The sequence below is a fragment of the Rothia sp. HMSC071C12 genome (assembly GCF_001813895.1).
GTDB lineage: Bacteria > Actinomycetota > Actinomycetes > Actinomycetales > Micrococcaceae > Rothia > Rothia mucilaginosa.
On sequence record NZ_KV814371.1, the window covers coordinates 272,341 to 292,672 of the forward strand.

Below are 20,332 nucleotides of genomic sequence, written 5' to 3' on the forward strand. Positions count from 1 at the left end.
CAGGCGCTGAAGAGGGGGCACTCCCCCGCGAGCGGGAACCGGTGCGCCGTCTGTAAGAACAAGCACACGGAGTCCGGCCCCGCGAGCATCGTCCGCGTGCCGGACAGCAGACCAGCTGCACGAGCATCCGCCAGCACGTTAGAACCGCTAGCTATGAACTTTTTTTAGTCCAGGTAGTCGCGCAGTACCTGCGAACGCGACGGGTGACGGAGCTTAGACATGGTCTTGGACTCGATCTGGCGGATTCGTTCGCGGGTCACGCCGTAGACCTTGCCGATTTCGTCGAGGGTCTTGGGCTGGCCGTCGGTCATGCCGAAGCGCATTGCGACCACGCCGGCTTCACGCTCGGAGAGGGTGTCGAGCACGGAGTGGAGCTGTTCCTGCAGAAGGGTGAAGGACACTGCATCTGCGGGGACGACTGCTTCGGAGTCTTCGATGAGGTCGCCGAATTCGGAGTCGCCGTCTTCACCGAGGGGGGTGTGCAGGGAGATGGGTTCGCGGCCGTACTTCTGGACTTCGATGACCTTTTCGGGGGTCATGTCGAGTTCCTTGCCGAGTTCTTCGGGGGTGGGTTCGCGGCCGAGGTCCTGAAGCATCTGGCGCTGCACGCGGGCGAGCTTGTTGATGACTTCTACCATGTGCACGGGGATGCGGATGGTGCGGGCCTGGTCTGCCATTGCGCGGGTGATGGCCTGGCGGATCCACCAGGTTGCGTAGGTGGAGAACTTGAAGCCCTTGGAGTAGTCGAACTTTTCGACGGCGCGGATGAGGCCGAGGTTGCCTTCCTGGATGAGGTCGAGGAAGAGCATGCCGCGGCCGGTGTAGCGCTTGGCAAGGGAGACGACGAGTCGCAGGTTGGCTTCGAGCAGGTGGTTTTTGGCTCGCTTGCCGTCGTGGACGACCCAACGCAGGGCTTTCTTGAGATCTTTGTCCATGTCGGGGTTTTCAGCGAGCTTGTGTTCGGCGTAGAGGCCTGCTTCGATGCGCTTGGCGAGGTCGACTTCCTGCTGTGCGTTGAGCAGGGAGACTTTGCCGATTTGCTTGAGGTAGTCCTTGACGGGGTCGGCGGTTGCGCCGGGGGTGACGACGCGCTGTGCGGGTGCGTCGTCGTCGTCGTTTGCGGTGAGGACGAAGCCGGAGCCCTTGGCTGCTACTGCTTCTGCGGCCTTCTTTTCTTCTATTTTGGCTGCGGTTTCTTCGTCTTCTTCGTCGGTTTCGTCTTCGCCGTCGGTGGTTTCGAGTTCTTCGTCGAGTCCGAGGTCGAATTCGTCGTCGCTCTTTTTGCGGCGGCCACCGGTCTTGCGCTTGGTTGCGGTTTTGGTGGTGGTGGTTTTGCGGGTGCGCTTGGGCTTGTCTGCCTCGGTTTCGGCAGTAGTTTCGGCAGTGGTTTCAGCACCGGTTTCGGCGGTTGCGCCGGTGGTGTCTTCGGTTGCCGCTGCGGCTTTGGTGGTTGCCTTCTTGGTGCGGGTGGTCTTGGTGGTGGTTTTTGCGACGGTTTCTTCGGTTGCGTCGCCGGTCACGGTCTTCTTGCTGGTTGCAGGTGCCACTAGAACCCTTTCTGGCTTGTGGTGGGGTGCTTTGTCTGCAAAACACCTAAGACCCTGTCAAGTCTGTGCTGGCGTCCTCGGTCGGGGTGTTTGCTGCGTTTGTCCGGTTTAACGCTGTGGGGGGCGGGTTTTATTCCGCGTGCGTTGGGTGGTTTGCAGGGTTCCGTTGCTCGTTGTGTGGAGCGGTTTGAGGGCGCGTTATAGCGCATTGACTGTACGGGGTCAATATATAAGTATTGCAGATTTTTGGTTGCTTTCAACTTGACGCGCTGTTTGGGTGGCTTGTGGGCCTGGTTTTGGGTGAGTGCGGCTGTGTGCGGGAGGGGCGTGCCCGGTGGCGCGCCCCTCCCTCGTTTTGTACCTCGCTTTTAGGTGCCGGTTTTAGGTGCCGGGCTTTTAAGGTTTTCGGGGTTTGAGGGTGCTGATGGGTTCGCGGTGTGTTCCGGGTTCGCCGCAGATGGTGTATTTGATCCAGGCGGGTAGGTTGCCTGCGTTGAGGTGTACATCGAGGATGTTGAGGTCCTTTCCGAATGTGTGGCGGTGGGCTTCTTGGCGGAGCATGCGGGCGTAGGTGCTGTAGCCCTTGTACCAGTTGGTCCAGGCTTGGGTGTTGCGTAGTGCGGCGTATTCTCCGTCGGTGCTGTGGGGTGTGAGCAGGCTGGTGAGTAGTTCGAGTGCGTTGAGGCGTGCCCAGTGGGGGCTGTCTAGTTTTCCTTTGAGGGCGTTGAGGTAGTGGGTGTAGACGGCGTGGTGTTTGGTGAGGTATTCGCTGTTGGTGCAGCTTTCGTCGATTCGTTGTTTGAGGTTTTCGAGTTTGTTGTGGGCGTTGTGGTCTTTGGGGTGTTCCTCGAGGCGTGGGAGCAGGTCGCGGCTGATGGTGTTGAGTTCGGCGGCGCTGGCGAGGTCGGCGGGGGTGAGGTTTTCGAGTGCCCAGCCGTTGAGGTTGGTGTGCTGGTTGCTGCGGTTCTGTTGAATGCTGCGGCTCTGCTGAATGGTGCGGTGGGTGCGGCGGATCCAGTCTTGCCATTGCACGCATTTTTCGGGCACGGCGCGTACGTGTGCCTGTTCGGTACCGGGTGTGGCGCTGAGTGCGTGGGTGAAGCTGGCGGGGATGTAGGTTTTGCGGGTGATGCGGGTGCCGTAGCGGGGTGGTTCGAGCGGCGCGCGGTCGGGGCTGGGGTATTCGCCGCCGAAGGCGTGGTAGGTGTATTGGGCGGAGTAGTGCAGGTAGGCGAGCGCTTTTTGGGCGTGGTTGAGCCCGTAGCCGGCGAGGTAGGTGAGCATTTCGGCGGTGATGGGGTTGAGGGTTGCGGGTGCGATGGAGGCGCGTAGGTGCCCGGCGATTTCGGCGGGGATGAGTTCGCGGAGTGCGTCGCCGATGGTGGGCGCGTCACCGGTGATGGGGTTGCCCGCGTTATCGACCGGGTGGGTGGTGAGCAGGTGCGCGGCGGCGTTGATGGCGGCGTCCCAGTAGCAGAGGTCGATTTGGGCTTGGCGGTAGATGGTGCGGACGCTCTGGCGGGCTTCGTCGTGGCGGGTGGTGTGGGTGTGGTCCCAGAGTTCTACGGCGTTTTCCCAGTCGTGGTGGGTTTCGGGGTTGCTGGTGGGGTCAGTGTCCCAGGGGCTGTGGGCGTAGTTGTGTTGGGCGGTATCGGCGATGGTGTCGCCGTGGCGGGGGAGCCAGGTGTAGTAGCCGCTGTGGTGGATTTCTTCGATGGGTGCGAGGAGGGTGAGCGTCTGCTGTTCGGGGTTGAGTGCCCAGATGCTGACGCCGCCTGCGTAGATGACGTCTTCGCAGCGTAGTTCGCTGACGATGCGCGGGTCGTGGAGCAGGTGGAGCCAGGTGTTGATGTTGATTTGGGTTTCGAGGTCGTTATGGATTTCGTCGATGGTGGCGAGCTGGGCGGTGTCGGGGTTGAGTTGGCGTTGGCGTACGGTGTTGTCGCCGTCGATGATGATGGCGTAGAAGCGGGTGAGGGTTTCGCCGTTGTGACGGGTGGGGAGTTTGGTGAAGGTTTCGTGCAGGAAGTCGGCACGTTCGCTGTGGGTGCAGGGTTCGTCGGGTAGGTTGACGCGCAGGCTGGGGCCGAGGGTGTCATCGGTTGCGGTGAGGATGATGAGTGAGTGGTCGGGCCAGTAGCCGTGCTGGTGGAGGGCGCAGCTGAGCACGTCGTATTCGTTGCGGATGGGCGGGGGCGTGTCGTAGTTGCCGCTGTTGAAGTGGTCGCTGTTGAGGTGGTTGCTGTTGGGGGTGTTCCCGTTGGAGATATTGTTTGCGTTCATGCCTTCACGGTGGCATGGTTTGGGCGGGTGCGCAGGTTATACAAATAAATCTGTGGATACTTCGGTTCATAGGTCCGAAGATTCCACAGATTTATTCGTATTGTTCGTTTGTACGCTGGGGTTTGTCCACAGCGGCGCGGGGTGCCGCGTCATAATCTGTCATGCAGAGTAAGGGCCCCCAGAGTAAGGGCGCACCGGGTACTTTCCCTACTGCACGCGCTTTACTGCACGCGCCCTACTGTTCGTCGAGGAATCGCTCAAAGAGCGCACCAATCTCGTCGCGGCTGGGCACGTTGTGCGCGTCGCGTCGCGAGAGGGGAACCGCAATGTCGGAGGTGCGGAAGTTCTCGTCGTAGTTCTCTTCCATGGTCGTAATCATGCGACCAATTTCGGGGTTCTGCTTGACCTGATCGTTAATCTGGCTGTGCACGTGGCGTGCGGCTTCGCGCAGGTTCTCGGTGGGTAGCGAGAGGTGCGCCGCCATGCCCACGTGTTCGAGGGCGGTGAGGGTGCCCTGCGGCAGGTCCGCCTCCGAAATGTACTGGGGAATGTTCACGCCGAAGCCGACGGTGTCGATTCCGTTTTCGGTGAAGAGCACTTCCAGCAGGTTGGTGATGGTGGCGTGTACGTCCGCGCTGGGCTTCCACGGGGAGATGCCGCGAATCAGGTCCTTGCGGGAGCCGTGTGCGGTAATCGGGAAGGGGCGGGTGTGCGGCACCGGCATGGGGAATGCGGAAACCAGCACGACCAGTGCGGGCTTGACCCGCTGGGCGATGGTCAGCACCGCCTTTTCGAAGCGCTGCCACTGCAGGTCCGGTTCAGCACCGGTGAGCAGCAGGAACGGCTTGTTGAGGCTGTCTTCTACGGCGTAGAGCTTCAGCTGCGGGTATTGCGGCTTTTCGAAGTGGTCTTTTTCGTAGCGGATGAAGGGGCGGCGGGCGCGGTAGTCGTGCAGCTGGTCGCTGTCGAATTCAACGATTTCAATGTTCTTGAGTTCGCTGAGCAGCACCTGTCCGAGCTGGCCTGCGGTGGAGCCTGCGTCCTGCGGGCTGGAGAGGGCAATGACGAGGGTCAGCCCGTGCATCCTGGGGTCGTCCAATATTTTGGTGTTGGCTAAGTAGAGATCTTCGGGGTTGAGCATCGTGCCTCCTCACTTCTGTCTGGTTCGCGCCGCGTTCGGGTGGGCTTAGCGTTTCATGCCGGTACCCGAGGTGGTGGGGCGAAGGGACGTCTTCTGTTATCAGACGCTTTCCGTAGTCTTTCATTTTATGCCACGACTGCCCCGTATCGACAGTGTGCGTGGTTTTCTCGCAGTAGGTGAACTTGTTGAGTGTTGTGCTGACGTTCTTAAGACGCTGCGGCTCGGCTTTTTACACGTTTTTCTGTTCTGCCAGCTGTTCGGGGTGAGAGCTGAACCTCACGCCCTCCTGCATATCCGTGTAGAGTAGAAGCAGTAGTCCGCGCGGCTTTGCGCGGCGGTATTCATCCTCACTCTTCGAGGGCCTACAGTTGAGTTTTTCGGGCGCGAGGATGTGCCCCGACTATTTCGAGAAGACATACGCAAAGGAGTAACGATGTCTCTGTCTCTGTCTATTCACAGCACCGACCTTGAAGCGCTCGAAGCTGACGTTCTGGTTCTGGGCGTTCTGAAGGGCGATGACGGTGCCTACCTGGCGCCGAGCTCTCTGTCTGAGGAGTCTGTTGAGGGTATTAACGAGCTGCTGGAGGCGCTGGGCGCCTCGGGTGCACCCGATCAGCTGCTGCGCCTGCCGGGCCTTGAGGACACCGGCGCCGGCATTGTTGCTCTGGCGGGTCTGGGCTCTGATACTGCTGAGGGTCAGGAGCGTCTGGACGCTCTGCGTTACGCTGCCGGTTCTGCGGCTCGTCAGCTGGTTGGTTCCGCTGAGGAGATTGCCTTCGATTTCGGTGTTTCTTCGGTAGAGGAAATTGAGGCGATTGCTCACGGTGCTGTGCTGGGTAACTTCGTTGAGGAGGGTCTGCGCGGCAAGACTCAGGATTCGATTAAGGAAGAGATTGATTCGATCCTGATTGTTTCCTCGATTGACCAGGAAGAGGCTGAGGAGGCTCTGGTTCACGCCCTGGTTCTGGGTGAGACCGCGAAGGATGCTCGCCGCCTGGTGAACCTGCCCCCGTCGCACCTGTACCCGGAGACTTTCGCTGAGTTCGTGGCTGAGGTCGCTGAGGATTACTCGAACGTTGAGATTGAACTGTTCCACCACGACCGCCTGGCTGAGGAGGGCTTCGGCGGCATTTCCGGTGTTGGTCAGGGTTCGCCCCGCAAGCCGGTTCTTGCCGTTGTGAAGTACGTTCCGGAGAACCCGAAGGCTCACGTGGCTCTGGTGGGTAAGGGTATCACCTTCGATACCGGTGGTAACTCGCTGAAGCCTGCCGCTTCGATGATGACCATGAAGTGCGATATGGCGGGTGCCGCATCCGTTCTGAACGCTGTGCTTGCTTCTGCTGAGCTGGACGTTCCGGTTGCTGTCACCGGCTACCTGTGCCTGGCTGAGAACATGCCCGGCGGTCACGCACTGCGCCCGGAGGACGTTATCACCATGCGTGACGGTCGTACCGTTGAGGTGCTGAACACTGACGCTGAGGGCCGCCTGGTCATGGCTGATGGTATTGCGCTGGCTTCCGAGTCGAACCCGGACGTCATCCTGGATATCGCTACCCTGACCGGTGCCGCTATGGCTGCTCTGGGTCTGCGCACCGCGGCTCTGCTCGGTGACGAGGAGATTCGCGACCGCGTGATTGCAGCCGGTGCAGCTGCGGGTGAGGCGTACTGGCCGATGCCGCTGGAGTCCTACCTGCGTAAGAGCCTGGAGTCCCCGGTCGCTGACATCAAGAACATTGGTTCCCGCTACGGTGGCGCACTGACCGCCGGCCTGTTCCTGAAGGAGTTCGTGGGCGAGGGCATCCCCTGGGCTCACCTGGACATTGCGGGCCCCGCGTTCAACGAGGAGGCTCCCTACGGCTTCACCCCGAAGGAAGGCACCGGCTTCGGTACCGCTACCCTGGTGAACTTCATCCAGTCCTACGCTAAGTAGTCTGTAGTCTCACTGGGCGTACCGCCTGACCGGGGCGCGTAGCCGCCCGGTATGGAGATTCTCAGAGGAGGGCTTTTACGGTATTTCGTACCGGGGAGCCCTCCTCTTTGTCTGTTCTTGAGGCATTTTATGCGCCCGCTGTGGTGATGCTGTCATCGGACTGTTCTATGACACTTAGCTTTTCTTGAGTTGTGAAAAATTTGCGTTGTTTGGGCGATTAATCGGCTAAAACCGCCCTGAGTGAACTTAAACGACCGTCAACGGGGGTATTGTTGTATTAAGTGTTTTTCTGCGTACGCGGAGGGGCGCGCGATTTTTCGAGCTCGCGGGCCTTTCGCGCATGCTGAGAAACCTACCAATAAATTGGTAAAGAACTCATTGCAGGGGTCTTTAGCCCCAACAACTATGCAAGGGAGCAATATCGTGGCTCAAGAATTCGACATCCTCATCCTCGGCGGCGGTTCCGCTGGCTACTCTGCAGCTATTCGCGCACGCCAGCTAGGCTTCACCGTCGGCCTGATCGAGAAGGAAAAGGTCGGCGGCACCTGCCTGCACACCGGCTGTATCCCCACCAAGGCGTACCTGCACGCTGCTGAGCTGGCTGAAGAGGCACGCGAGGCGTCCAAGGTTGGCGTTAACGCTGTGCTGCAGTCCATCGAGATGGGCAAGGTTCGCGATTACAAGGACGGCATCGTCTCCGGTAAGTTCAAGGGTCTTGCAGGCCTGCTGAAGATGAAGGGCGTAGAGGTTATCCCCGGCGAGGGTAAGCTGACCGCTCAGGACACCATCACCGTTAACGGTGTGGAGTACAAGGGTAAGAACATTATCCTGGCATCCGGCTCGGTCTCCAAGACCTTCGGTCTGCCCATTGAGGGTCGCGTTCTGACCTCCACCGAGGCACTGGAGATGGACTACCTGCCCAAGAGCGCTATCGTGCTCGGTGGCGGCGTGATTGGTTGCGAGTTCGCATCCATGTGGAACGCTATGGGCGTTGACGTCACCATCATCGAGGGCCTGCCGAACCTGGTCCCCAACGAGGACCCGGCAATCATCAAGGTTCTGGAGCGTGCGTTCAAGAAGCGCGGCATCAAGTTCAACACCGGCACCCTCTTCGAGAAGGTTGAGCAGGACGCTAACGGTGCTAAGGTCACCCTGGCTGACGGCAAGGTCTTCGAGGCAGAGATCGTTCTGGTCGCTGTTGGTCGTGGCCCCAACACTGCAAACATGGGCTACGAGGAGCAGGGCATCCCCATGGATCGCGGCTTCGTCCTGGCTAACGAGCGCCTGCACACCGGCGTTGGCAACATCTACGCTGTTGGCGACATCGTCCCCGGCGTTCAGCTGGCTCACCGCGGTTACCAGCAGGGTATCTTCGTTGCTGAGGAAATCGCTGGCCTGAACCCCTCCATCGTTGAAGACGTGAACATCCCCAAGGTCACCTTCTGTGACCCGGAGATCGCTTCCGTTGGTTACTCCGAGCCCAAGGCTAAGGAGAAGTTCGGCGCTGAGAACGTTGAGACCGCTGAGTACAACCTGGCTGGTAACGGCAAGTCCGCTATCCTCGGTGCTACCGGTATCGTGAAGGTTGTCCGCCAGAAGGACGGTCCCATCGTTGGTGTTCACGCTATTGGTAAGCGTATGGGTGAGCAGATTGGTGAGGCTCAGATGTGGGTTGCTTGGGAAGCATTCCCCGAGGACGTCGCTAAGTTCATCCACGCACACCCGACTCAGAACGAGTCCCTGGGTGAGGCTGCAATGGTCCTGAACGGCACCCCGCTGCACAGCGCATAAATTTTGCTGACTGGCGTTAGCGCGTCAGCTTAGTATTGACGACCGTTGGTCGTTAGCGGTTGCCGGGCGTGTCCGCTGAACAACGCCCCTATCTGGATGCGCGTCGACGTGCTTTGACGCATACGGCGCGCATCCGGGTCGCCGCTCACATTTTTCTAGTTCAAGCATTCACAAGGAGAACGGGAAAGATTATGTCCCACACCGTAGTACTGCCCGCACTGGGCGAGTCCGTGACCGAGGGTACCGTTACCCGCTGGCTCGTTGAGGTCGGCGACACCATTGAGGTTGACGCACCCCTGGTTGAGGTTTCCACCGACAAGGTTGACACCGAGGTTCCCTCCCCCGTAGCAGGCGTTGTTGAGCAGATTCTCGTCCCCGAGGACGAGGACGTCGAGGTTGGCGCTGCTCTGGCTATCATTGGCGACGGTTCCGGCGCTGCTGCTCCGGCTGCTCCCGCAGCTGCTGAGGCTCCCGCAGCTCCCGCTCCGGTTGCTGAGGCTCCCGCTGCACCCGCTGCTGCTCAGGCTGCTCCCGCAGCTGCTGCTGCAGGCATCGAGGTCGTACTGCCCGCACTGGGCGAGTCCGTCACCGAGGGCACCGTTACCCGCTGGCTGAAGGAAGTTGGCGAGCAGGTTGAGGTTGACGAGCCCCTGGTTGAGGTTTCCACCGACAAGGTTGACACCGAGGTTCCCTCCCCCGTAGCAGGTACCCTGCTCGAGATCCGCATCCCCGAGGATGAGGACGCAGAGGTTGGCCAGGTTCTGGCTATCATCGGCGACGCTTCCGCTGCTGCTGCACCGGCTGCTCCCGCTCCGGTTGCTGAGGCTCCCGCAGCTCCTGCAGCACCCGCTGCTGCTCCGGCTGCACCCGCTGCACCCGCAGCTCCTGCAGCTCCTGCAGCTCCCGCTGCACCTGCCGCTCCGGCAGCTGCTGAGGGCGAAGCATACGTGACCCCGCTGGTCCGTAAGCTCGCTAAGGACAACGGCATCGACCTGTCCACCGTCAAGGGCACCGGTGTTGGTGGCCGCATCCGCAAGCAGGATGTTCAGGCTGCTATCGCTGCTAAGGGTTCCGCTGCTCCCGCCGCTGCTGCTCCCGCTGCAGCTGCTGCTCCGGCTGCTGGTTCCGCAAAGGCACCGCACACCTTCGAGGTTTCCCCCAAGCGTGGCACCGTCGAGAAGACCGCACGTATCCGCCAGGTTATTGCAAAGCGTATGCGTGAGTCCCTGGACATCTCCACCCAGCTGACCCAGGTCACCGAGGTTGACGTGACCCGCATCGTTCAGCTGCGTGCAAAGGCTAAGGACGGCTTCGCTGCTCGTGAGGGCGCTAAGCTGACCTTCCTGCCCTTCTTCGTCCAGGCATCCGCTGAGGCTCTGCAGCAGCACCCCGCTCTGAACGCTTCCATGACCGAAGACTACAAGCAGATCACTTACCACGGCTCCGAGAACATCGCTATTGCTGTGGACACCCCCAAGGGTCTGCTGGTTCCCGTCATCAAGAACGCTTCTGACCTGGGCATTGCTGGCCTGGCAAAGGCTATTGGCGACCTGGGTGGCCGCGCACGCACCGGCGACATCTCCCCCGAGGAGCTGTCGGGTTCGACCTTCACCATCACCAACATTGGTTCCTTCGGTGCACTGTTCGACACCCCGATCATCAACCAGCCGAACGTTGCAATCCTCGGTACCGGTTCCATCGTGAAGCGCCCCATGGTTGTTAAGGATGTTGACGGTAACGACGTTATCGCTATCCGCTCCATGTGCTACCTGTCCCTCACCTACGATCACCGCGTGGTCGACGGTGCGGACGCTGGTCGCTTCCTGCACACCCTCAAGACCCGCCTGGAGGAGGCAAACTTCGAGTCTGAGCTGGGTCTCTAAGACACCTGCATAGATTCAAGGAAGTTTCCTTGTGGCGGTGCCCTGATGGGTAACCGAGCGTAGCTCTCCGGGTTTTCCCGGACAGTGAGCAGAAGGCGGCGGTTCCATCCACTTCGGTGGGTGGGGCCGCCGCCTTTTGTTGTGTCCGCGTTTCTACGGTGTCAGTTACGCGGCGTCAGCTGCATGGTGTCAGTTACGCGGCGTCAGCTATGCCGGTACGGGTTCGGCGCGGGCTATCTCCCAGCCTTTCTCACCGCGGTGCAGGTCGAAGATGACTTTCTGGCGGGTGACGCCGTTTTCTTCGCTGAGTTTACGGGCATCCTGCTCAGTTTTATCGGCGCGGTAGCCGGGTGCGGAGACTACCGCCATAACGCGGATGTTCTCGCTGTCGCGGCTGAGTTCTTCGGCGGTGTCGACAGTGAGCTCTGCGCCGCCTCGGGCACGGCGTTCTTGGTTTCGCTGGTCGATCAGGGCTCGTAGAATCTGATCGCCCTGTGCGCTTTTATCCTGCGCGGTTGTATCCTGCGTGCTCTGATCCTGTGTTGCCGTGCCACCGGTCCCCTGCTCCCCCGCTGCGTTCACAGATTGAGCGGATACGGGCTGCGCCGTTGCCGGAGCGTTCTGCCCGTAGAGGGTGAACCCGAGAGGCAGCGCGATAGCCCCCAGTGCGAGCGCGGCAAGTCCCAGGCGTGCAGCCAGTCCCAGTCGCGCGGTGGGGCGGGTGAACGCACTGCGTAGCGCCGTCAGGCGGGATGTGCCCGTCGCCGCTGCGTTCTTTAGAGCGGGCGGCGCAGTCTCTGCGGGGTTCACAGTGGGGCTCAACGGCTTAGAACCTGCGGTAGCTGCGCGCCCCGATTTCTTCACACCTGGCTTCTTCATGCCCGGCTTCTTCACGTGTGGCAAACGTTCCGCCAGGTAGCGTTGCGCCTTTTGCGCCTTTGAGAGCTTCTGTACCGGCGCGGGCTCCACAGCTGCGGGAATTAGGGCGCGGGCTCTTTCTGAACAGCTCAGGTAGACGTTGAGCGGGCGAGGCGGCACCTCCTCCGCGAGGGCAACCACGGAGCTGAGCCCTGCGAGCGCCGCTTCATGGGCGGGTGCGTCCAGCAGGTATTCGAGGGCTCTGCCGAGGCGCTCAATCCACTCGCTGCTGGGTGCTCCTTCGGGTGCGGTGCCGGTGGCTCCCATCCGCAGTGAATTCATACGCAGTGAGAGGGGTACGCGGGCGGTGGAGGGTTCCGGCGCGTGCCCGCAGGCGGCTTGCCAGAGCAGGGCTGCTGCGGAGCGTGCGTAGTTGCCCCGAGCGGCGGTGAGCTGTTCCGTATCTTGAGGGGCCGCTTCACGGTAGACAGCGTCAGGTAGCAGGAGTTTGGGCACTCCGGCGGCGCTCAGAGCGATGTATTCGGCGCTTAGTTCGGCGCGCCCCTCCCCCACCTTTTTGAGGCTGCCGAGCGCCCGGTGCAGGGTGCGTGCCAGGGTCATGAGCTCGGCGGGTGTCAGGGCGCGAGCGCGCAGGAGCTTGTCAAGGGTGCCCGCATCGAGGGGCTCGTACCAGAGGCACAGCTGATCGGCGCTATCGGCGCTCTCACTAGTAACGGCGTGGAGCTTGGCGAGTCCGGGCGCGTTACGTAGAGCGGCGGCTACCTGCGGGGTCTGGACGTGCCTCTGGGCGGATGCATCCGTATTTTCCTCGAATCCGTACCCGTTGGCTGCCGCGCGCAGAGTGGGCGCGGCGGGAGCCAGCTGGGTGGAGGGAGCTACAGGGGTGGAGGGAGCAGGCGGGGCAGGCTGAGAAATGGTGCGCAGGGTGTAGCGTCCGGGGTGCGCGGAGGGTACGGAACGTACGGCGGGTGCGCTCTCGGTGGGTGCACTTGCGGTGGTTTCGCCCCGGTACTCGACAATCTGCAGGGTGGGTAGAGCCGGGTTGGCGATGCTTTCCAGAACGTGTGCTTCTTTGCTTCTCATACCATCATGTTATCAAATTACATCAAACAATATCTTTAAGCACACTAAAACAGTTCAAATACCCCAAAGAACCCCAAAGGTGAATTCAGGCATTTATCTGCTTATTCGCCCTTCCTCCCATTGAGCATACCCTCACGTAATATTCCGACGTGTTCGCTCATCACGTGATTCAGGGCGCCCTAATTTTCTTCCCTCCACCAGCAGTACTAAGGTAGAAAGTATGTCTGTGACGATTGAACGCGTGGGCTTCGCCCCGAACTATGTGAACTATGTTGAGTGCCTGGACGAGCAGTACCGCATCCACGATGAGGTGGCTAACCGCACCCGCCAGAATACGATTCTTCTGCTTGAGCACGAGGCAGTGATTACTGCCGGTAAACGCACCGAAGACCACGAGTACCCCGCAGACAAGTCCACCCCCGTCGTCAAGATTGACCGCGGCGGCAAGCTGACCTGGCACGGCCCCGGCCAGCTGACCGGCTACCCGATTCTGCGCCTGCCCGAGCCCATTGACGTGGTGGCGTATGTGCGCATTATCGAGGAAATCATCATTAACGTCCTTGCCGGTCTGGGCATTAAGGGTGAGCGCGTTGAGGGCCGTAGCGGCGTGTGGATTCTGGGCAACGGCATCACCCAGGACAAGAAGATCGCGGCACTGGGCATGCGCGTTTCCCGTAACACCACCATGCACGGCTTTGCGATTAACTGCTGCAACGACACCGCACCCTTCCAGCAGTTCATTCCCTGCGGCATTAGCGATGCGGGTGTTACCACTATTTCGGAGCAGCTGGGCCGCACCGTCACCCCCGCCGATATTTTGGAGCCGCTGGAGGCGGAGCTTCTGAAGTACCAGGACCGCCTGGCGGAGTCTTTCGAGCCCATTGCGGCGCAGGACTAAACGCAGGGTTAGACGCAGTCAAGAAGCATCGAACGGGCCGTACACGTAACGCGTCCGGCTTTGTTCGTCATATACGAAAATCAGTTTCACCTACGCCTGAGCGGGCGTAAAATAGAAGATGGCCCACCTGCACAGAGGGCACATCTAGACCAAGGAGAAGACTTTTGAGCACCGCACCTGAAGGACGCAAGCTACTGCGTGTGGAGGCCCGCAACGCTGAGGTTCCCATTGAGAAGAAGCCTCACTGGATTAAGACCAAGGCTATTGTTGGCCCCGAATACAACGAGATGCGCGAGCTGGCTCGCGGTCAGGGCCTGCACACCGTGTGTGAAGAGGCAGGCTGCCCCAATATTTACGAATGCTGGGAAGACCGTGAGGCAACCTACCTGATTGGTGGTTCCGAGTGCACCCGCCGTTGCGACTTCTGCAATATTGCGACCGGTAAGCCCGTTGCTGTTGACTACGCTGAGCCGTTCAAGGTTGCTAAGAACGTGAAGGTCATGGGTCTGCGTTACGCAACCGTGACCGGTGTTGCTCGTGACGATCTGGAAGACGGCGGTGCGTGGCTGTACGCAGAGACCACCCGCCAGATTCACAAGATGTGCCCGAACACCGGCGTTGAGATGCTCGTCCCCGACTTCAAGGGTGTTCCCGAGCATGTTCAGAAGGTGATTGACGCTAAGCCTGAGGTTTTCGCGCACAACCTGGAGACCGTCCCCCGTATCTTCCGTCAGATTCGCCCGGCGTTCCGTTACGAGCGTTCCCTGGATGTTATTACCCAGGCTAAGGAAGGTGGCATGGTCACCAAGTCCAACCTGATTCTGGGTATGGGCGAGACCGACGAGGAGATTTACGAGGCGCTGTGCGATCTGCACGATGCTGGTTGTGACATCATTACCCTCACCCAGTACCTGCGCCCCGGCCCGCTCTTCCACCCGATTGAGCGTTGGGTGAAGCCGCAGCAGTTCGTGGATTTTGCGAACATGGCTGAGGAGATTGGTTTCGCTGGCGTTATGGCGGGCCCGATGGTTCGTTCTTCGTACCGTGCAGGTCGCCTGTGGGCTCGTGCAATGCGTAAGAACGGCTACCCGATCCCTGAGAACCTTGCCCACATTGAGGGTGAGGGTGCAGCCCTGCAGGAAGCCTCCTCCCTGGTGGCTGCGGGCTACTAAGCCTTTTCAGAATCTTTCTGAGAGCGTTGAGGCTCCTCGAACCCGGTGTTCGTCCGGTGTTCGGGGAGCCTCCCCTTATGCCCCGCCCCTTGTGCGGGTAGGGTAAACTAGAAAAATTGCAGGCATACACTGCATCGTTACGTCACTATGGTTCCGTGAGCGTTTGAGGCGCTTCTCGGGGCCGCGGAAGAACCAGCCGAGGAAGAATCGTGGCAGATAAGCGCGAAGAGAAGAAAAAGAAGAAGGAACGCACTCCGGGCACTTTCGCCCAGATGAAGCAGGTCTACCAGATGACCAAGAAGTCCGACCCGAATATCGGTTGGATTCTGAGTCTGTCGGCTCTGGGTACCCTTTTGGTTTTCCTCCTCATCGGTATTGCCCTGGGTAACTGGATTACTTTCCTGATTCTGGGTCTGGGCGTTGCCGCTATTGTGGCGATGCTTCTGCTGGGTCGCCGCGCGCAGACTGCGGCTTTTGCTCAGATTGAGAACCAGCCCGGTCGTAGTGGTGCAGCGATGAACTCGGTGCGCCGCGGTTGGATTGTTGAGGAGCAGCCCGTTGCTGCGAACCGCAACCAGGATCTGGTGTTCCGTGCGCTGGGCCGTCCCGGTATTGTGCTGGTGACCGAGGGCCCTCACAGCCGCGTGAACTCGCTGGTGAACACTGAGAAGAAGCACCTGGCTCGTGTGGCTCCCGGTGTGCCGGTTCATGTGATTGAGACCGGTCACGATGAGGGTCAGGTTGAGCTCAAGGACGTTGTGAAGACTATGAACAAGCTTCCGAAGGCTCTGACTCAGCAGGAGATGCAGGTTGTTTCTGGTCGCCTGAGCACTCTGAACACTATGCGTAACCCGATGAATGGTCTGCCGAAGGGTGTTGACCCGATGCGTGCACGCCCCGACCGTCGTGCGATGCGCGGCCGCTAAGCGAGACGCTGATATGAGGTTTTGAAGGCTCCGGCTCTTCCCGTGTGGGGAGGGTCGGGGCCTTTTGTTACGCCCGGTTATTGCGCTGTTGCTGGCATTGATATTGGCTTTGCTACTGGCTCTACTGAGGGCGTTAGCATCTCTACTGTGTTTCGTGAGGCAACGTAGATGTAACTCCTTTCCAGGATTTGTAACATTACCGAAACACGATAGTCACGCACGCGCAAAAAATAACCACTATGCTTGATATGTCACAGGGTTTTGCCCGCGGCCAAAAACTAAACCAAAGACTGAATGTGATGAGGGAAAGCACCCTCCTGCACCGTCAGTCGAACAAGGAGCAGTCCTCATGTTTACCAGCCCCCAGGAAGTTCTCGACTTTATCAAGAACGAAGAAGTAGTCTTCGTTGATATCCGATTCACCGACATGCCCGGCGTGCAGCAGCACTTCAACCTGCCCGCTAAGGCGATTGATGACGATTTCTTCGTCAACGGCCAGCTTTTTGACGGCTCCTCCATTCGCGGCTTCCAGGGCATTGCAGAGTCCGACATGCAGCTGATTCCCGACGTTCAGTCCGTGTACGTTGACCCCTTCCGCATTGAGAAGACCCTGGTCATCATCTGCTCCATCGTGAACCCCCGCACCGGCGAGCCCTACCACCGTGACCCCCGCGGCGTCGCTGAGCGTGCCGAGGCGTACCTGCAGTCCACCGGCATTGCAGACACCGCGTTCTTCGCATCCGAGGCTGAATTCTTCGTCTTCGAGGATGTCCGCTACCAGGTCGAGCCGAACTCCGTGTTCTACAAGATCGACTCCGATGAGGCTCCCTGGAACACCGGCCGCAAGGAAGAGGGCGGCAACCTGGGCAACAAGACCCCCGTCAAGGGCGGCTACTTCCCCGTCTCCCCCGTCGACAAGCAGGCTGACCTGCGTGACGCAATGTGCGTAGCAATGGACGAGGTTGGCCTTGAGGTTGAGCGTAGCCACCACGAGGTGGGCGCAGCCGGCCAGGCAGAAATCAACTACAAGTTCGACACCCTCACCAAGGCTGCTGACGACCTGCTGAAGTTTAAGTACGTCATCAAGGGCACCGCAGACGCATGGGGCAAGTCCGTAACCTTCATGCCTAAGCCCGTGTTCGGTGACAACGGCTCCGGTATGCACTGCCACCAGTCGCTGTGGCAGGACGGCGAGCCCCTCTTCTACGATGAGCGCGGCTACGCTAACCTCTCTGACACCGCACGTTGGTACATTGGCGGTCTGATTGAGCACTCCTCCGCTGTTCTGGCGTTCACCAACCCGACCGTGAACTCTTACAAGCGTCTGGTTCCCGGCTACGAGGCTCCCATCAACATGGTGTACTCGCAGGGTAACCGTTCCGCCGGTATCCGCATCCCGATTACCGGCACCAACCCGAAGGCTAAGCGTCTGGAGTTCCGTGCACCGGACCCCTCCGCTAACCCCTACTTCGCGTTTGCTGCTCAGCTGATGGCTGGTCTGGACGGTATCCGTAACCGCATTGAGCCGCCGGCACCGATCGATAAGGACCTGTACGAGCTGCCCGCTGAAGAGGCTAAGGACATCAAGAAGGCTCCGGCTAACCTGGAGGAGGCTCTGGCGGCTCTGGAGGCTGACCACGACTTCCTGCTCGAGGGCGGCGTCTTCACCGAAGACCTGATTCAGGCGTGGATTGACTACAAGCGTAAGAACGAGCTGGAACCGCTCTCGCTGGTTCCGCACCCGCTTGAGTACCAGCTGTACTACGGCGTCTAATCTTTCTTCCTGAACGGTGCCCCTTGTAGGGGGTGCGTTCTGGAGAACAGGCAACGGCCTATATGTTCCTCTGGGAACGTATGGGTCGTTGTTGTGTGCTCGGGCATATCTCTACGGATTTCTATCTTGCTGTAGCACTTTTGGCGACAGTACGTGTCCAATATTTTTCTGCTTCGTTGAGCCTCGTGTATCTTAGTTGCGCTTAGAGCGGCTCTAAGGGCTAAGCTGTTGGTGCTGGCGTTCCCTCCCTTTTTGTCGTGCAACCGGAGGGAATGCCAGTCTATTTTTATGCCCTTGTGCTGCTGAGCGTTTAGAACCTGCTGAGCGATGAGCCGGTCAAGCTTGCGGACGTCAATCTTTCGGCCCAGCTTGATTTTGATGTAGCCGACCTTCGTCCATAGAGCGATTTCACTATTCGCGTCGAACAGGTTTCCTGCATTTTCAGAAGACCACATATGGATTGAGGAGTAAGGCAACGAATACATTTCTACCTTCTTACCCGTCAAGCCTTGAGCATCACGAATGATGAGTCGGTGAGTCGTGAAAATAGCAGAATCACGGAAAGTAGCAAAGGCTGCAACGGCGCTCTCCCCCGGCCCCAAAAGAGCTTGGGCGTCCGGTGGTACAGGAATCTCTGATTGTAGAGTCCAGGTCATGATAGCGGCGATAGACATAGAGTTATCTCCAGGGGATTGAGTGATAATAACGTTCTCAGTATAAGAGCTTTGTTAATTCATGCGCGTTCTAAATGGTTATCCTTGCAGACACGCTGTGAGCAATAAATACCTGTTGGAGGGTTATCCCGCTACATTCCACAAAGCGGCTTTTTGATTCTGCTCCTGCACGTAGCTTCCTCAATGGGATAGGCTCATTCTTTAGCTAGACGAAAGGACGACTCCCCCATGCATCCTCAGCCCTATACTCCCCGGCATTTTCAGGCAAAGCGCTTCAACGAGCTGACTCTCCGTGAGCTTCAGCAGATACACATCACCCGTTCTCTTGTCTTTACGGTGGGTCAGCAGATCCTTGCGCAGGAGCCAGACGAAGCAGACTTCGAGTCTGTTCACTTCTTCCACGCGGATGAGTCTGGGCGGGTCTTAGCCTACTTGCGGATCTTTGATCTTATGACAGTAGATGATGGCTACCACCGCCCTATCGAAGGTGCTTGGACCGTCGGTCGAGTAGCTGTCCGTGAGGAGGCGCGGGGCACCGGCCTGGGGCGTGCCCTACTGCATGAGGCGATTAGCTGGGTCCGTGAAAATACGGAAGCTCGTCAGCTGGTGATTAGCGCCCAGTCCTACCTGAAGGACAGCTACTACGGTGCGGCGGGGTTCGTGCAGGTGGGAGAGCCGTATCTTGAGGTTGGAATTGAGCACGTAGAGATGCTTCTGGAGCTCTAGCGGGCCCTACCCCCTCTTCCCTTGTAGGAGCAGGTCGCGGGCCACATCATAAGATGTTGTACCCGCTAGTCCCGGGGTTCTTCCTGCACAGGCGTACAATGAAAGTGCGTGCGCCCGGCCTGCGTCACCTACGAATTCCTAGAGAAACGACATCACACGCCGTGTTCTCCCCGACGCCCTTCCCCTTTTTAGCATCAGTTAGGGCGAGTATCGCCGATGACCGACCGACCCGTCTGACGCCGCATCCACTGTAACGAGGAGAAATCTCATGGCATATCAGCCGACCATCCTAAACGGTGAAACTGTTTTCCGTAACGAAGTTTTTCAGACCGGCCTCATGTCCCAGCTGCTGGACGGCATCTACGATGGCGAGATGACCATCGGTGAGCTCCTGAGCCACGGCAACTTCGGTGTGGGTACCTTCAACGGCCTCGACGGCGAAATGGTCGTCCTCGACGGCGTCTGCTACCAGGTACGCCACGACGGCTCCGTATCCCTGCCCGACCTGCGCCAGCAGACCCCCTACGCCGTGGTCACCAACTTCGTGCCCATGATTAAGCGCGAACTACCGCAGAACCTACTCCGTAAGTCTGCCTCCCAGATTCTGGATGACTTCACCGTCTCCAAGAACTACATGTACGCCATCAAGATTTACGGCGAGTTCGAATGGGTCCGCACCCGCACCGTCATCAAGCAGGAGAAGCCCTACCCGAAGATGGTTGCGGCCACCGAGAACGAGGACATTGTCCAGTTCGATAACGTGACCGGCACGATTGTTGGCTTCCGCACCCCGATCTACGAGCAGGGCATCTCGGTGCCCGGCTGCCACGCCCACTTTATCGATGATGAGCACGTTCAGGGCGGCCACGTGGTCGACTTCAAGCTACGCTCCGCAAAGGTCGAGATTTGCCCCGGTACCGGCCTGCAGCTGCACCTGCCGCTAACCCCCGAGTTCTCCTCCGCTAACCTCTCCCCCGAGGACCTGGCTGACCAGATCTCCAAGGCTGAAAAGCACTAAGTTTCTTTCCCCCCGGGATATAGCAACGGGCTATATTAACGAAGGAGCCGCCCTCTACTGTTCTGTAGAGGGCGGCTCCTTCGTGGTTATACGCGTTGTCGTGTTTATACGCGCTGTAAAGGGCGCTTACGCCTCCGGCACGAACTCGCCGTGACCGCGCTCGCGCAGGGCAGCACGCACCTTCTCGGCGGCCGCATCCAGCTCTTCTGCGGTAGCGTCCTTCTTCGCGTTGGCGGGATCGTAGTCAGCCATGCCGTCAGCCGGGAACAGGTGGATGTGGGTGTGCGGAACGTCGAAGCCCGCAATCATCAGAGCCACACGGTCCTTATCAAACGCCTGATCCAGGGCACCAGAAATCTTGTGCGCCACAGCGAACAGGTGCGCAGCCAGCTCATCCGGCAGGTCGGGCCAACGGTCGACCTCAGCGCGGGGAACGAGCAGCAGGTGACCTTCCGACAGGGGCATGATGTCCAGGAAGGCGACGCAGTGCTCGTCCTTCCAGACGAAGCGGCCGGGAATCTCGCCCTCAATAATCTTGGTAAAAATCGTGCTCACAATATAATCTCCTTCATGCGCCGTCGTCGGCGCGTTTGAAGCTCAACGGTCA

At 59.5% G+C, this 20,332-nt stretch carries 14 protein-coding genes and 1 pseudogene; 9 read left to right on the forward strand and 6 right to left on the reverse strand.

Translation table 11 applies throughout. From position 1 onward, the window contains the following. Positions 1–164: 164 nt before the first annotated feature. The 3 genes from HMPREF2942_RS04365 to HMPREF2942_RS04375 all read right to left on the reverse strand — a co-directional run bounded on the left by HMPREF2942_RS04365 (position 165) and on the right by HMPREF2942_RS04375 (position 4,971). Positions 165–1,547 carry an RNA polymerase sigma factor gene (locus tag HMPREF2942_RS04365; RefSeq protein ID WP_012903266.1) on the reverse strand — a complete coding sequence of 461 codons (1,383 nt, stop codon included), beginning with the start codon at positions 1,545–1,547 and terminating at the stop codon, positions 165–167. 396 nt (positions 1,548–1,943) lie between these two features. After that, complete coding sequence (locus tag HMPREF2942_RS04370; RefSeq protein ID WP_070688483.1) at positions 1,944–3,830, reverse strand: metal-dependent hydrolase; 1,887 nt, start codon at positions 3,828–3,830, stop codon at positions 1,944–1,946. Between the two features lie 235 nt (positions 3,831–4,065). After that, a complete protein-coding gene (locus tag HMPREF2942_RS04375; protein ID WP_070688484.1) occupies positions 4,066–4,971 on the reverse strand; it encodes a PAC2 family protein in 906 nt (301 codons plus the stop codon). A gap of 433 nt (positions 4,972–5,404) precedes the next feature. Here HMPREF2942_RS04375 and HMPREF2942_RS04380 point away from each other — a divergent pair, with 433 nt between their 5' ends. From HMPREF2942_RS04380 to sucB, 3 genes are all read left to right on the forward strand, one after another. Further along, a complete protein-coding gene (locus HMPREF2942_RS04380; RefSeq protein WP_070688485.1) occupies positions 5,405–6,901 on the forward strand; it encodes a leucyl aminopeptidase in 1,497 nt (498 codons plus the stop codon). Positions 6,902–7,306: 405 nt separating this feature from the next. Further along, positions 7,307–8,692 carry a dihydrolipoyl dehydrogenase gene (lpdA, locus tag HMPREF2942_RS04385; protein ID WP_070688486.1) on the forward strand — a complete coding sequence of 462 codons (1,386 nt, stop codon included), beginning with the start codon at positions 7,307–7,309 and terminating at the stop codon, positions 8,690–8,692. Between the two features lie 191 nt (positions 8,693–8,883). Continuing rightward, complete coding sequence (sucB, locus tag HMPREF2942_RS04390; RefSeq protein WP_049349541.1) at positions 8,884–10,575, forward strand: 2-oxoglutarate dehydrogenase, E2 component, dihydrolipoamide succinyltransferase; 1,692 nt, start codon at positions 8,884–8,886, stop codon at positions 10,573–10,575. A gap of 207 nt (positions 10,576–10,782) precedes the next feature. Here sucB and HMPREF2942_RS04395 read toward each other — a convergent pair whose 3' ends face one another. Then, complete coding sequence (locus HMPREF2942_RS04395) at positions 10,783–12,537, reverse strand: peptidase (RefSeq protein ID WP_070688487.1); 1,755 nt, start codon at positions 12,535–12,537, stop codon at positions 10,783–10,785. A gap of 139 nt (positions 12,538–12,676) precedes the next feature. Between HMPREF2942_RS04395 and lipB the strand changes: the two genes are divergently transcribed. From lipB to glnA, 4 genes are all read left to right on the forward strand, one after another. Further along, on the forward strand, positions 12,677–13,435 hold the full coding sequence (lipB, locus tag HMPREF2942_RS04400; protein ID WP_256370608.1) for a lipoyl(octanoyl) transferase LipB: 759 nt from the start codon (positions 12,677–12,679) through the stop codon (positions 13,433–13,435). 164 nt (positions 13,436–13,599) lie between these two features. Continuing rightward, the gene (gene lipA / locus HMPREF2942_RS04405) at positions 13,600–14,607 is read left to right on the forward strand and encodes a lipoyl synthase (protein ID WP_049347251.1); all 1,008 of its coding nucleotides are present in this window, start codon (positions 13,600–13,602) and stop codon (positions 14,605–14,607) included. A 209-nt stretch (positions 14,608–14,816) separates the two neighbouring features. Further along, a complete protein-coding gene (locus tag HMPREF2942_RS04410) occupies positions 14,817–15,533 on the forward strand; it encodes a DUF4191 domain-containing protein (RefSeq protein WP_005505470.1) in 717 nt (238 codons plus the stop codon). A gap of 349 nt (positions 15,534–15,882) precedes the next feature. Beyond that, entirely contained in the window at positions 15,883–17,307 is a 1,425-nt protein-coding gene (gene glnA, locus HMPREF2942_RS04415) for a type I glutamate--ammonia ligase (protein WP_070688488.1), read from the forward strand. 305 nt (positions 17,308–17,612) lie between these two features. Here glnA and HMPREF2942_RS04420 read toward each other — a convergent pair. After that, positions 17,613–17,981, reverse strand: a pseudogene (locus tag HMPREF2942_RS04420) (PH domain-containing protein); the annotation flags it as partial. Positions 17,982–18,209: 228 nt separating this feature from the next. Between HMPREF2942_RS04420 and HMPREF2942_RS04425 the strand changes: the two are divergent. Together HMPREF2942_RS04425 and budA are read left to right on the forward strand one after the other, a co-directional pair. Next, entirely contained in the window at positions 18,210–18,707 is a 498-nt protein-coding gene (locus tag HMPREF2942_RS04425) for a GNAT family N-acetyltransferase (RefSeq protein ID WP_070688489.1), read from the forward strand. Between the two features lie 268 nt (positions 18,708–18,975). Beyond that, on the forward strand, positions 18,976–19,725 hold the full coding sequence (budA, locus tag HMPREF2942_RS04430) for an acetolactate decarboxylase (protein ID WP_005508614.1): 750 nt from the start codon (positions 18,976–18,978) through the stop codon (positions 19,723–19,725). A gap of 126 nt (positions 19,726–19,851) precedes the next feature. Here the strand turns inward: budA and HMPREF2942_RS04435 are convergent, their stop codons facing one another. Beyond that, a complete protein-coding gene (locus HMPREF2942_RS04435; RefSeq protein ID WP_060824575.1) occupies positions 19,852–20,280 on the reverse strand; it encodes an HIT family protein in 429 nt (142 codons plus the stop codon). Positions 20,281–20,332 lie beyond the last annotated feature (52 nt).